The 15,122-nt window shown below is 34.4% G+C and carries 6 protein-coding genes; 4 read left to right on the top strand and 2 right to left on the bottom strand.

The features are described 5' to 3' along the window. Positions 1-208: 208 nt before the first annotated feature. On the top strand, positions 209-1,015 hold the full coding sequence (locus ACYIB7_RS04595) for an alpha/beta hydrolase (protein ID WP_480338247.1): 807 nt from the start codon (positions 209-211) through the stop codon (positions 1,013-1,015). Between the two features lie 282 nt (positions 1,016-1,297). On the opposite strand, the gene ACYIB7_RS04600 is transcribed toward ACYIB7_RS04595, so the two are convergent. Both ACYIB7_RS04600 and ACYIB7_RS04605 read right to left on the bottom strand, forming a co-directional pair. Beyond that, positions 1,298-3,592, bottom strand: a complete 2,295-nt coding sequence (locus ACYIB7_RS04600) for a PIN domain-containing protein (RefSeq protein ID WP_287766693.1) — start codon at positions 3,590-3,592, stop codon at positions 1,298-1,300. Between the two features lie 12 nt (positions 3,593-3,604). Further along, positions 3,605-9,190, bottom strand: a complete 5,586-nt coding sequence (locus ACYIB7_RS04605) for a S1 RNA-binding domain-containing protein (protein WP_480338248.1) — start codon at positions 9,188-9,190, stop codon at positions 3,605-3,607. 306 nt (positions 9,191-9,496) lie between these two features. Between ACYIB7_RS04605 and ACYIB7_RS04610 the strand changes: the two genes are divergently transcribed. From ACYIB7_RS04610 to ACYIB7_RS04620, 3 genes are read left to right on the top strand one after another with little or no spacing between them, the layout of a single operon-like run. Continuing rightward, complete coding sequence (locus ACYIB7_RS04610) at positions 9,497-11,050, top strand: RNA-binding domain-containing protein (protein ID WP_287766689.1); 1,554 nt, start codon at positions 9,497-9,499, stop codon at positions 11,048-11,050. A gap of 4 nt (positions 11,051-11,054) precedes the next feature. Continuing rightward, positions 11,055-11,762 (top strand): hypothetical protein, encoded by a 708-nt coding sequence (locus ACYIB7_RS04615; protein WP_287766687.1) that lies wholly within the window; start codon positions 11,055-11,057, stop codon positions 11,760-11,762. Between the two features lie 20 nt (positions 11,763-11,782). Further along, complete coding sequence (locus ACYIB7_RS04620; RefSeq protein WP_287766685.1) at positions 11,783-15,109, top strand: helicase-related protein; 3,327 nt, start codon at positions 11,783-11,785, stop codon at positions 15,107-15,109. The last annotated feature ends 13 nt before the right edge of the window (positions 15,110-15,122 follow it).

Genomic DNA, 15,122 nt, shown 5'->3' on the forward strand with positions numbered 1-15,122 from the left:
GAGAGAAGGAGTCCATTCATCTGAGTGGACTCCTTTTTTAGTTTGTGGAAATCCCCACAGTATTGTACTTTGTTTTATTAAATGAGGATATTCTTTCCATTTGCTTTGAATGCTTTGATAATATAGGTGTGTTATGGAAGATATATTAGTATTCCTATTCTGTCTTGTAGTTATTTATTGTTATTTTTGCCGGCAAAAGGAAAGTGCCATGAAAAAGTTTTCACTATTATTGCTGTTTTTATTAGTTTTTCATTTTTCTAATGCTCAGGATACAATTGTTTATCGTGTAGTTAAAGATATTCCATATCATATAACAAATAATCCGTATAGCCAGGAACGTTGTAATTTGGATATTTACTATCCGGAAAATATAAAAGATTTTTGTACAGTTGTCTGGTTTCATGGAGGAGGTTTATCCGCTGGAAGTAAGTTTATTCCTGAGGAATTGAAGAATTGTGGTTTAGCTGTCGTAGCAGTTAATTATCGTTTGCTTCCTAAAGCTTCTCTCTCAGATTGCATAGACGATGCCGCTTCTGCCGTAGCATGGACTTTCAAGGAAATAGAAAAATATGGAGGTAATAAACAGAAGATATTTGTTTCAGGACATTCTGCCGGAGGTTATTTAACAAATATGATTGGTATGGATAAAAAATGGTTGAAAGCCTATAATATAGATGCCGATTCTATTGCCGCTTTAATACCTTTTAGTGGACATGCTATTAGTCATTTTGCTTATCGTCAGGCAAAGGGAATGAAAAATACACAACCTGGTATTGATGAATTTGCTCCTTTATTTTATGTTCGCCCGGATGCTCCTCCTTTGATTATTGTTTCTGGAGATCGTGATATGGAAATGCTTGGCCGTTATGAAGAAAATGCATATTTCTGGCGTATGATGAAGGTTGTCGGACATAAAGAAACTTATCTGTATGAGTTAGGTGGCTATGATCATAGCTCGATGGCATCACCTGCATTTCATATTTTAAAGAACTACATAAAAGATCATTGCCGTTGATAGGATAAAAAAAGAGACCGTTTCCGAATATTCAGAAACGATCTCTTTTTATTATCTATATATGGTATGAGTTATTTTACTTCCTCAAAATCAGCATTATCTCAGTATGAGCAACTTGCGTACACGTGTTGCAATTATATCGCAAATCCGAAAATAAGCATCCATAAGCAACAACAACTCTTGACTGCAAAAATATAAAATTTTCCAATAAATATCGTAATATAAACGCATAATAATCAAATCAATGGGCGATTTTATAGAATATACAATTCGAATGCATAACTAATGCTTTAAGAAATCTTTAAGTGTAATAGTTGCAATTCTTAGTCCTTTCGCTTTTACTTGTAAGCCATTATCAGAAGTTAAAAGAATAGGATTTTCATTTTTAAATTTAAGTGCCACCGTTAATATGTTATTATCTGGAGATTTTTTATTAAAATCATTTGGCAATAAGTCAGGATCAGAAAGTTCCATTGAGACATTCGGCTTATCCATTGCTTTATTTATCAATCGTAAAGCTGTTTCTACATTTTTTTTGTCTGTCGCATCAAGCTTAATTTTAAGTTTGTCCAACTCGTCTATAACTTTTGCAGACATAACAACTTGATAATGTCCATCAATCTTAGAAATAATATCTGGACAATTAACAAACACATTAGTGTCGATGATATATATATTCTTTTTTGTGGTTGACTTAACAGATTTTTGTTTTGAAGTCTCAAATTGTGAAAGATCAATTTTCCCTTTTAGATGCAAACTTACCCCGTTGCCTTCAATTATACTATCTTCAAGTTTATTTGAATCATCTTCCCTTCTTTCTGGTATAATACCAGAAGTTATTTTGACTAAGTACGAACGAACATCTCTATGGCATGACGTATTGAGTATTGATTTATCCGCAACAATTATTGTCAGTTGTTTTGCACGACTTGTTGCAACATTAAACAGTGCTCTATCAAGAGACATTCCTATCATTGTGTTAGGAATATAATAGATACAAACATCGCAAGTCATACCTTGAACTCGTTCAACGGTGTCGATGAGAACATTGTTTTTGCTACCATATTTACTTATAAAACTATTCTGCAACATTCTAACTGCTGCACGAAATTTTGTTAATACTGCAATATTCAATTTAGGATAAGATGATAATAAATCATTAATAATTCTAATAGTGAAATCACAGCTACCTTTATCTGCTTTCTCACCGATAGGCATATCCTTAGGAACAAGAACTGTACCACCTTCCTTAGGAATATAGTGTATAGTAGTATTTACTAATTCATACTTAAAGTCAGCTACCGATTTAATAGGTGTATGATAGAAAATACTTGTCAAATCCGCAGATTTTTTCAATAAACGATGTGTTTCTGTTAAAATAAACGACTTGTAGTTAAAGTTCTCACAAAGTGTTACAAAACCATTTGCAAGCATAGCGTAGTCGTTCCTCATAAGCGTTTCTTCGCTTAACAATACGATTGGCTGCATCTGGTTTTGATCACCAATCCATATGACCTTTTGTCCAAGATTCTTACATGCAGCTATCATTCCAAACAAAGCCTGACTTGCCTCATCCATAATTACATAGTCAAATGGTTGTTCATAATAACTTTGTTTAGCCCAACCACTTGTATTATAGAATGTTGAGAGTGTCAAATTGCCAGAAATACATGTTACTTTTTTACTATCTATAGGACAAAGATTTTTGCAGGTAATAAGTTCGTCAGAAGATACATTTGTTTTCATTACCCGCTTCTCAGAGAGGTATTTTTTTAGACTGTCCTTTTCTGCAAGTTCTATCAATGCTCTGTTAGTCATGGCAGTAACAAGCACACTACTATTTTGGCTCAGCAAATGTGCAACAAGTTCAGCCATAAGATAAGTTTTTCCAGTACCTGGAGGGCCCTGAAATATCAGTTGAGAAGTGGATTCTAACGTCTTGACTATCTCTTCAACCTGTTCTTTATTTGAATTAATATGAATAGGATTCCATACAATAAGCTTCTTGTCAAAGTCCAAGATGTCCTTGGCTACCATATTTGTGTCGTTGTTGTTAACGACATCAATAAGGTTCTGATAATAATCCATTGGTGGCTCTTGAGGGCCAAGAACTATTACACATCCTTCTTTGTTTTCTAGGAATTTAGCCATATCTATTGACAATCCAGTAAAACCACACAGTAAGAAACCATTGTCATCTGTTTTACCCTGCCAGACACAATGTACTTCCGAAAATTCGACTTGGTGACGACGCAAGTTACCCCAACTGATTTCTCCCCAATACCTTGGGATACTCATTTCTTTTTCTAATACGACTGCAGTAAAATATTCATTCTTGCGTGGAATTCCTTTATCCTTCTTAAAACGAAGTATAAGTTGCCCAGAACCCAATACGCTACGGTCCGCATTATTGGAATCAGCCATTTTTAAGTCTAACTTTACAAACTGTGTAACATACACTTCATTATCTGTTAATAATGCTATTGCTTTAGAATTGAGTTTCTTTAAATATTCTTCGCTTATTGCTATAAGTTCTTTATCAAGAAATCTCTTATGTTGCTCTCTTGTATAATACATTATATTTCTATTCTAAAAGTCAAACAAGTCATCTGTATCAATATTTGTATAAACATCAGAATCTGACATCTTTTCGTCAAGTCCAAAACCCTTTATTTGGTCTGAAATAGAATATGTTATATTTTCTATAACGAAGCATGTCTTTTTTGAGTACATATATCTATTAGCCAGATATGCAAATTCTTTAGGAGTTATGATATCTGTGTCAAATATAAGGTTGACATCCTTATTGTCTTTAAAAGTATCATTAAAACTAATACGATGTATCCTTCTGTCATAGCCATAATTGAGTAGCAAATTATCTGGATCTATCATTAATTCTGAGAATAATCTAGGATGAAGGTATAGCTTTCGTCCTATAGAACTGGTTACGACTACGGTTATTAATTTCCCTTTAAATTTAATAATACCTTTAACCAAACCATTCCCAAGATTAGGATCCCATCCTAAGCAGTCATAATCTTCTAATGAGTCAAGGTAATCTTTTGCAGCATTACGTGCTTCCAAATTCATCTCTATACGGGATTCCTTGTCGAGATTATCTCGATCGGAAACATTGCCGTAGCTTTCTTCATCCTCATAATAATCACCGTCTATTCTTTTTTTACTTCTTGTTTCTTCAAGCATTCGCTCAAGTTCTGCTATGCGTTTATCCTTTTCTTGAACAATATCCGCTGATACGAGAAATATCATATTCCAATCCTCTTTAGAGAAAGGACATTTTAATGTAGTATTGGAGTATATATCCGCTAGAGAAGATGCTGGTTCTCTGTTCGCTGATATATAGATATGTCTGGTGTTTGCAAAATATGTATATTCGCCCGCATAACCTTTAAATAAGTAAGTATTATTATAAATGCCCCTATACGGAAGCTCTCCTTCAATTATGTATATTGACATTCTTGAATTCTGTTTCCAGTCTAAATACAATTGATTTGACCATTCTGCTGCTTTACAGAAATCATCTTCATAATATGAACCAGTTAGACGTAATGTTTTGTATAGATTTGACAATATATTTGCTTGGTTTTCTGATTCTATAGGAAGTTGGAATGAGTTGGCTACCCAATTAAAGAAAGATTTTATTATATTAGTATCATTAAGATTCCATATATTCTCTAATTTGTCCTCTTTAAATGATTTTCTCCGCAGTATCTCTTTGCTTTCTTTGTCATGCAATCCAAGTTGAATCAAGAATTGTTTTTTTTCAAGCGTATTAGCCCAGTTCTCAATAAACGGAGGCACTTGTTCTATTGGTAAAGTGAATTCATTACTATCGAAATATGTTCCAATCAATTTATCAAAAGGATATTGAACTCCTCCATTTGCAATAATAGGACTTAATATATCTGCAATATCTAGTGCCATACTCTTATCAAGTATTTTGATGAAAAGATCCTGATCATTAGCACGAATGCATGATTTTAGCATATTATCGAAATAATTGTAACCACAAAACTTTCTATACACAATAAGAAAACAGAATTGTTCTGCAGTGATCAGTTGAGTTGATGCAGTTAGTTCCTTATACAACTGATTTCGAACATCAGTAGGGTTAACTTCCCTTTGAGCAAATATCTTTTCGAATCCATCTATACTTGAAAACTTTGAACTTACATTGCTAAGTATAGAAGATGACGAATATGCTGGTAGTATTTTCGAAAGCGAGAATGTATAGAGATTTACACCTATACTTATTGAAAAATCATCTTTAAGATTATATTCTGACAAACTTTTACCATTAATTGTTATTATTAAGCGTGCATGAGTAACAGCCGTATCGTTGGATAATGCCATCTTCATCCATCTATATTCGAAAGATTCTTTGTCATATTCCGACGTACTTAAAAGAGGCATAGCTTTTATGCTCTTTGAATATGCTGCCTGAGTATTAGGGTCAGATTGCTCTACAATGCGAAGCAAACTTGCTGTAGGTATATTGCTTTTCGAAAACAATGTTATCGTAAACCCAGGTCTCCAATATGACAAGAATGTTTTATGAATATCTGAAATATCTGTAATACTTATCAAGTCATCAATATATGGTTCAATAATGCTTGAATAAATATCTGCCGATGCAACAAGGTATTTAGTAATTAAGTTATTACTTTCTTCTTGCTTTAACATATAATCATATAGCCAAACCGGACAATTGGAATTATATGCAAACATTGAAGATAATGGACTATAGTTACCATTTTGATTTTTAAAGATTTTCCATTTTTTTAGTGTTTCAACCCCAATGTTTTCAAATTTTGCAATATTAACAAATAAATGCAATCTCTCATTAAATGTGAGTGAATCTAAGGATTCTTCCTTTATTTTTTCAAAAATTGCTTTTTCATCTTGGCTAACAATAAACAATGATAATGGGTGTTCTTCAACAGAATGATTAGAACATTTAAAACCAAGTTTTGATAATACTGACTTTATGGTTGAAATTTTCTCTGTTGAAAACAAGAGTTTATCTTCTAACTTAATTTCATTTGTTGTTTTCCATTCTTTTCCAAACATAAACGTGGGAACAAGTGGAATTAGAGAATGTGCTTTTTCTTCTTTTGCCAACCATTCATAGAAAGATGTACGTAACCCATCATCACAAGAATCAATAATCCATTTTTTTAGGGCATCAATATTATTCAATAGAATTGTGATAACAGTTTCAGTAGTAATCTTTTCTATTCCAAATATTTCTTTTGACAATGAACTTGAATCAATAGACTCATGAGGTAAATGTTTGGTTGTACCTATTAGCTTATAGAAATCAGATGCACCAATTGCAGAAGATAGTCCAGAAGCATCAAATATAATATTATCTGGCCCTACGATATCATTATTATCATTAAGTATAAATGATATATTTGTTAAAGCACCCTTATATCCACGATTAAACGAATCGACTAATGCTGCTGTATCCTGACTAAAATAGGTGAATTCTTTTGTTGGAAGTAAATTAAGATAATTTACATTGAGTTCAGAAGCATAGTTTGAAACCATACTTACAATTTGCTTTCCAATCATATAGAACAGGAAGAAATTCCATGGATTGTCGCTTTGGATTCCTTCTCTATCAGACTTGGGAATAAAATCAGCATTCAAATAGAATGGGAATTTGAATCTGTGCTCATTCATAGGAAGATAAGCATATAATGAGAGGTTATCTCCACCGATTGGTGTGACAAGCCCATCTTCATCAAGCTTGATAGCAAATGAGATAGTTGTTTCTTTAGCCGATGCAATACGGTCTGGAATACCTGCAACTTCTGTTAATTCATTACCATCTTGATCAAGTTTAATAAAGTAGTTTTCTTTTTCACCCCTATTATTAGTCCTTTCTTTTCTTCTGATTTGAATACCTGCCTTTTTGAATTCATCGTCATTTACTAAAAGATTATCTGACGAATAAATACAAAAATCTTCAGATAAATGATCCTCATTGAAAGAATTTACAAGCGAAACTATGTTGTTCTTTCTATCTATTTTTTTTTGAATAGTAAGACATTTATCTTTATCTATCAATTGCACTCGATTAGTGTTCCTGAGGAATAACATAAATCGTGGTTCAGAAAACACTTCTTTAATCGCCTCATGATATTCAGAAAGTGTTTCTTCATCCATTTTTAATGCAATGGCAACATTTTCTTTTTGATTGAAAATGGAATCATATGGATCAATTTTTAATGATTCATACCATATAGGTAATAACTGCCAAGGAATATCCTTTACACCTTTGAATTCCCTAAAGTATTTTAGATATTTGTGAAGAAATTCTTTTTGCTTTTCCACATCATTCTCAATATCGTTAACATGGTAGTAAAAGGCTTTGAAATCATTATAGATTGGTAATTTTTTGTCGAAAGAAAAATTGTAGCCGGCACTTTTAATTAATACAGACTCAGAATTTGTGAATACAGACTTGAAACCAATACCTTTATAGCCTGTTTTCTTATTGTTTGCACTCTTTGTGCTTTTTGCAGCAGATGTAATTGATTCAAAGTCATGTTTATTAAATGCAGATCCATCGTGTGTTAAAACAAAATAATTATCGCTAAGTTGTAACTTTACTTTAACGCCGTTCTCTGGTGCAGCATCATCAGCATTTTGAAGAAGTTCAAAAAACATTCTCTTTTTGCTAGTATAGAGGTTCTGACCTACTTCTTCAAGCAAGTTAGCTACACTTGTATTAGTGTTTGGACTTGTATGTTGCTTAAAGGAAAGGGAAACAGACTCCTTATATGGATTTTCTGCTTCTTTAATTTTATTTGATGACACACAAAACATATAAGGAGAACCTTGTTCTATGCGGTATTCTTTGCGTGGCATGTCAATCTCTATCTCATAATAATTACCAGAAACAAAAAAATTACGCAATCGGTCATCAACGATGGCAATAAGACACTTTCCATTAATTGGATCTACTAGTAATTTACCATTGTTTTCTTCTTTAATATCTCCTGTAGACATTAAATCTGTGAAAAAATACTTGGAATTAATCTCTGTAACTTTGCCAATAAAACGATTGGTTGTTAATCCCATAGTAGCCAATAAATCTGTAAGACTAAGTTCGTAGAGGCTCTCTTCGTACTTATCTTCAACAAAAAACTTCCTACTAAAAATCAGCTGCCCGTTGTCTTCTCCCATATATGCAACACGGATATGTTCTCCTGGAAAAACTTCATCACTAGCACGAATAACTTTATTTGGTGAAAGTTCATCTCTATATATACTGCTTAAGATTCCGGTATTACCAATGTCTATAATAGCAAATTTGTTGTTTACATTCTTAACAATAGCATCAATGATATCGCCTTTATTTAGTTGTGAACGTAACCAATCAACTCTAGCTTTCTTTTCCTCGGCCTCGATTGGACGCATATCCAAAACAACAACTTTTAACTTTTCATTATATTTAAGGAAAACAAATTCAAGTTCTTCATCAGTCTCTATTTCATTGTTCAATAGTCTGGTTTTATAAGGTTCAACAAAACGTTTAGAAGGTACAATTACCTTTATTAATCCATCTGCTTCAATAAGAGCAGAGGTAGAGTTTTCATTTTTAATGATACCTTTAAACAAACATTTTACCCGTTCATTCTCAGTATGTACTTTTGCATAATAATCATGTAGAGCCAACACACTCATCGAAATTTTGTTTCGATGCTTCTCTGGGTCGTAATTGTTGTCAATTACAACACAAGTAATTTCTTCACCTTCTTTGTACTCTATTGTTGGAAGTTCACTTATATGAACAAGTGCCGTGCTGTCTCCTAAGTTTACAATAAGACCGAAACTCTCAACTGATTTTATAGTAACCTTGTATATGGTACCTTTTTCAACTGTTCTTGGATTGGGTAGAAGATCTTTTCGGCTTAGATTCAACTTTCCATCTGGTAATTCTTTGATAACTTTTACATCAAGAACATCACCTTCCGATAATGAAGAAAGAATCACAGACTGATTAGACCAAGATATATCATGAAGTCTTATCAAACCGTCAACTCCATTGGGCATTCTTGCAAATGCTCCGAGATCCGGTTTTATACCGGTAATTCTTACGCGAATAATATCACCAACTGATGGATTATTATATGTTGTCATAAGTAATTTATCTTTTAGTATAATTTTACGATTTTGTTAGTCACTCTGATATCAAATATTTCAATTAAAAATTAAATCAGATATAAGACATTATCTATCATTCACATATTAGAATCTAACACATGTAACATTATAGTTTCATGCAAAGAGAATTTCTTAATTACAAAAATATGGATTTTATCATTTTAAATAGAATATAAACACATAATAATCAAATCAATGGGGCGATTTTAACAGAATATTCGGTTTTATCCTTACCTTTGTATATAAAATCGGGCTTTATACCCAAACAACAAAAAGAAAACGATGCAAATTCATAACAATACATTGATAGCTGAATGCTCGTCTTACGATTTCAAGGAAATGCTTGAACGAAAGAAAGTAAAATCATGGCTTAAATCCGTATCGGCTTTTGCCAATACGAACGGTGGCAGTTTATTCTATGGAGTAAATGATGACGGAGTGATTGTAGGTTTGGAGAATCCGCAAGCAGATGCCGACTTTATCAGTGAAATGATAAAAGCAAGACTTGATCCTGTACCGGACGTACAGCTTATTCCGATTGAACACGAAGGACGTACCCTGCTTGAAGTGAAAGTAAAGGCAGGAACGCTGACACCTTATTATTATTATCAAGACGGAACACGTACAGCTTATACAAGAGTCGGTAATGAAAGTGTAGAGTGCAATTCGCAACAACTTCTTTCGTTAGTATTAAAGGGCACGCACATGACTTGGGATTCGTTGCCTACACAAGTGGATGCAGACAAGCACTCTTTCATCATTCTTGCCAATACATTCCGTGAGCAAACTCATCAGGAATGGAACGATAAGTATTTGGAATCATTCGGACTGGTCGCATCTGACGGTAAACTAACCAATGCCGGATTGCTGTTTGTGGATAATTGTACCGTATTCCAATCACGTATTTTCTGTACCCGTTGGACGGGACTATATAAAGACGATGCCATCAGTTCCGTAGAACATCGAGCAAATCTTGTATTGCTTTTGAAATATGGCATGGACTTCATTAAGAACTACACCATGAGCGGATGGGTGAAGATGCCGAACTATCGCTTGAACCTTCCCGACTATTCAGACCGTGCTATCTTTGAAGGGTTAGTAAACCATCTTATCCATAGAGATTATACTGTAATGGGTGGTGAAGTACATATTGATATCTATGACGACCGAGTAGAATTGGTATCACCCGGTGCGATGCTTGATGGTACACAAATCCAAGACCGTGATATATACAAAGTGCCGTCCATGCGTCGTAACCCTGTCATTGCAGATGTATTTACACAATTGGACTATATGGAGAAACGTGGTTCCGGTTTGCGTAAAATGCGAGAGCTTACAGAAAAACTACCCAACTTCCTGCAAGGAAAAGAACCGCAATATCAGACGGAAGCAACTTCTTTCTTCACCACTTTTTATAATCTGAACTGGGGTGATAACGGAAGAATACCTGTTGAGGAAGTGGCTAACAGGGTAAATAGCACCCTCGAAAAGTACCCTATAAACGAAGAAAGTTCGGTCGAAAAGTTCGGTGTAAATGCAAAAATGTTCGGTGTAAACAGCAAAAGTTCGGTGAAAAAGTTCGGTGTAAATGCAAAAATGTTCGGAGACACATCGGAAATACCTAAGAAAGTCAGTAAAACTGCACAAAAGATAATCGACCTCGTTATTTCTGACCCATCAATCACAGCCGATAATATGGCTAACAAGGTTGGTGTAACTAAACGCGCTATAGAGAAAAACATCAAGAACCTTAGGGATATAGGAATTTTGGCTCATGAAGGTTCGGATAAGACTGGCTATTGGCGCATTGTAATTAGTCCTCAAATAGAACAATAAACCTATGGGAACATCTTTCATACCACTCTGTGCAATAATTGCCGTTTTGATTATCGCCTTTTTGTTTGCCTCCTTGCCGCAGGTAAGCCATAAAACGCGATATAGGGTGCTTTATGTAATAGCCATCATCATGCTATTAGCCGTCATTCCTATCAGTGAGTATATGGCTGGAAATACCCAAAATTCAAGCAACAATTATCTGCTTGTCCTAATATTCGATATTGCAGTAGGATATTTCTGTATGTACATTGCAGCATTGCTGAAATTCAACGTTCTTAAACGGAAGAATCAAGCATTGGAAAATGCATTGACCGAAAAAGAACAAGAAAAAGTATCTATTTTACTGGAACACCAAAATGAAAAACAACAAGCACTTCAAAGAGAAGAACTTGAATGGTTGGCTGAAAAAATCAAAATGTTCACTGAAGAAGAACAGAAATCCATTCTTGCAAGCGCTTACGCATTTGCAGAACATGACCTAATAGTAACTCCTTCAATAGTCATACAACAAGACACTTGTAGCCAACAAGAGCTTATGTATTTTATCTGCTCTGCTTTTTTCAACATGGGCAAGAAGCGCAATGACATTGTGAGTTTCTTATTTCAAGTCTTTCCTCTCTATTTTCCTGCTGGAGAAAGTGCATTGGCTAAAAAGATGCCGGGATTGGAAAAAGTTAAGGAAAGAAGGGAAAAAGAAAATAGTCAGAAATAGAACTTTAATTTATTAAGAATATGGATAATGCTGAAAAAATAAATACCCACTCTAATTTCTTTACCAATAGAGATAACAACACCCTTATAAAAGAATTTGAGGGCATACTACACCATAATCCTCATATTTGCAATCTTGATGCTGTTGTCGGATTCTTACGAGCATCTGGTTATTTTTCCTTGCGCCCATTCCTTAATAGTATTAATAAAGTAAGAATACTAATAGGTATTGATGTAGATAAATATATAGCACAAGCTGCAAGGCAAGGAAAAATATTTTTTGGTGCAGAGGAAGAAGTTAAAGAAGACTGTCTTCGCAAAATACGTCAAGATATAGAACAGTCACATTATCATAAAGAAGTAGAAGATGGTGTGTTACAAATGGTACAAGACCTTATTGATGGAAAATTAGAACTGCGGGCTCATCCTTCAAAAAGAATTCATGCGAAAATTTATGTACTCTACCCTGATGAATTTAACCAGTATACTCAAAGCATGGCTATTACTGGATCAAGTAATTTATCCGGTAATGGACTTGGTATTACAGAAGAACGACAATACGAATTCAATGTAAAATTGGATAGATATGACGATGTTAAATTTGCAAAAGATGAATTTGAATTGTTGTGGAAAGAAGCAGAAGGATGTGAGATTACCGCAGATGATGTTAAAATTTCTATTGATAGAACTTATCTCAAAGGAGATGTTTCGCCTTATGATCTTTATATCAAAATGCTCATGGAATATTTCTCCGACCGAGTAATGGCAACCGATGACAATAATCCTTTCGATATGCCTGATGGTTACACAAAATATGACTACCAAATGGATGCTGTTGAAGAAGGATTTCAGAAACTTATACGTTATGATGGCTTTTTTCTCGCAGATGTTGTTGGTCTCGGGAAGACAGTCATCGCCACCATGATAGCCAAAAAGTTTTTAATTGAGAATGGTCGTGACAAGACAAAAATTCTTGTGATATATCCACCTGCTGTAGAACAAAACTGGAAAGCTACATTCAAAGATTTCGGTATTGATAAGTATGCAAACTTTATTTCTAATGGAAGTTTATCTAAAGTTCTTGACGAGGACAATTATAATTATTGGAATGCAGACGAATTTGATTTAATATTAGTGGATGAAGCACATAAATTCCGGTCACATACAACCTCTGCTTTTGAACAATTACAGGAAATCTGCAAGATGCCACGCATTGAAAATGGCAATATATCTGGTTATAAAAAGAAGGTGATGCTCATATCTGCAACGCCTATGAACAACACTCCTGCTGATATATACACAGAGATACAACTCTTTCAAGACCCACGTCGCTGTACTATTGACGGAGTTTCCAACCTTACAGCATTCTTCGCACCACTAATCAAAGAGTTTAAGCGGTTAAGGAGAGAACCTGATTTTGACATTAGCCGTTTCAAAAAATTGGCAGAACATGTCCGTGACCGAGTCATCAAACCTTTAACAGTTCGCCGAACAAGAACAGATATCGAAAGCGTTGTTCGTTACAACAAGGATATAAACGGATTCCCGAAAGTCGAACGACCTAATGAAAGTCGTTATGAATTGAATGAGCATCTTGCAGATTTGTTTGAACATGCTATGCTTACGCTTGAAAAAAAACTAGCATACGCTCGCTATCAAGCCATTGCCTATCTTAAACCAGAAGTAGCGCAAGGACTATATGACAATGCGGAGTTAATAAGCCGTAGTTTGGCTGGTATTCGTAAGAACGGATTAGTAAAACGTTTGGAAAGTAGTTTCTATGCCTTCCAAGTATCTTTAGATAATTTCCGACAAGCGAATCAAAATATGATTGATATGTTCGACCGTAATAAAGTTTTCATTGCTCCAGATCTCGACATTAACGTACTGTTAGAATCAGGTTTGAGTGATGACGAAATTGAAGAGAAACTTAATGCCAAAGCGGAAGATAATCCGAAAAACGCGATCTTTGCAGTAGATGATTTCAAACCTGAATTCATAGAAATGCTCAATAACGACCAAAAGATACTTGAAAACTTATATGCAGAATGGAAAGATATAACAGATGAAGACGATTCTAAGTTTGCAAAATTCAATGAATTACTTAAGCATGAGTTGTTTAAGAAAGAACGTAATTCCGAACAAAAACTTGTTGTATTTTCAGAATCTGTTGATACGGTGAAATATTTAGCTCGTCGTATCAACCGTAAAGATGTATTAGTGATCTCTGCTGATAACAGAAGTAAGCAATTCAAAACTATTCGTGAAAATTTTGATGCGAATTACAAAGCAAAACTCAACGATTACAACATCATACTTACTACGGATGTTTTGGCAGAAGGCGTGAACTTGCATCGTGCTAACGTAATTGTAAATTATGATACCCCATGGAACAGCACAAGGTTAATGCAACGTATTGGTCGTGTAAATCGTATTGGCTCTGTATCCAAACATATATATAATTATGTATTCTATCCGTCACGTGAAGGAAATCGTGAAATTAATCTCAATCAAATAGCATTGAGTAAAATTCAAACTTTCCATTCTACATTTGGAGAAGATAACCAAATTTATTCACTAGAAGAAATACTTGATCGTGATCTTAGTAAACTCTTTGATGAAGGAATGAAACAGCAGAAAGAAGAATGTAATCAGGAACTTCCTTATTATGAAGAACTCCGTACGCTCTATCAAACCAATCGGAGGGAATACAACCGTATAGCCAAATTATCGTTACGTAGCCGCACAGGTCGTGAAGCAAAAACAATAGACGGAGTGACACTTTCAAATGATACTCTTGTGTTTTTGAAAACAAATTTCCGTAAAGTATTCTTCTTAGTATCTGAAACAGCAGAAGAGTTATCCGTGCTTGATGCACTTAAATATTTCAAGGCTGTTAAAGAGGAACAGCCAGTAGAGCGTATGGGACAACACCATAAACACATAAATATAGCATTACAGAAGTTTCGTGCGATACAAGATGATGAAATGCGTTCACAAGAAACGGCTCATGATGAACAAACAACCATGGGGGCTCAAGTCAGCACTGCGGTAAGCCTATTAAATAACTTTATCCGTGAGATTGATGATAACGACTTATACATAAAAGTTGTTCAACTTAAAACTTTAGCAGAACGCGGCGTTATCACCTACATTGCAAAACGCTTGCAACGCATACAAAAAGACTTACGCCGCATAGGTGGAAAAACTCGTATGACACATGATGAAGCACTTGCTGAAATCATTGAGATGGCAAAAAAGTATGCTCCTTATTATACTGCACAGGAAGCATTACTAAATCCACAGGAGACTAAAGCTGAAATTATTTTATCAGAATCATTTACATAAATAATAAAGATAT

Source organism: Parabacteroides sp. KHUB-03 (genome assembly GCF_056640975.1).

Bases quoted from the DNA above. Each gene is read 5' to 3' on its own strand.
- ACYIB7_RS04615 (WP_287766687.1), top strand. From the start codon at position 11,055: ATGGGAACATCTTTCATACCACTCTGTGCAATAATTGCCGTTTTGATT.
- ACYIB7_RS04600 (WP_287766693.1), bottom strand. From the start codon at position 3,592: ATGTATTATACAAGAGAGCAACATAAGAGATTTCTTGATAAAGAACTT.
- ACYIB7_RS04605 (WP_480338248.1), bottom strand. From the start codon at position 9,190: ATGACAACATATAATAATCCATCAGTTGGTGATATTATTCGCGTAAGA.
- ACYIB7_RS04620 (WP_287766685.1), top strand. From the start codon at position 11,783: ATGGATAATGCTGAAAAAATAAATACCCACTCTAATTTCTTTACCAAT.
- ACYIB7_RS04595 (WP_480338247.1), top strand. From the start codon at position 209: ATGAAAAAGTTTTCACTATTATTGCTGTTTTTATTAGTTTTTCATTTT.
- ACYIB7_RS04610 (WP_287766689.1), top strand. From the start codon at position 9,497: ATGCAAATTCATAACAATACATTGATAGCTGAATGCTCGTCTTACGAT.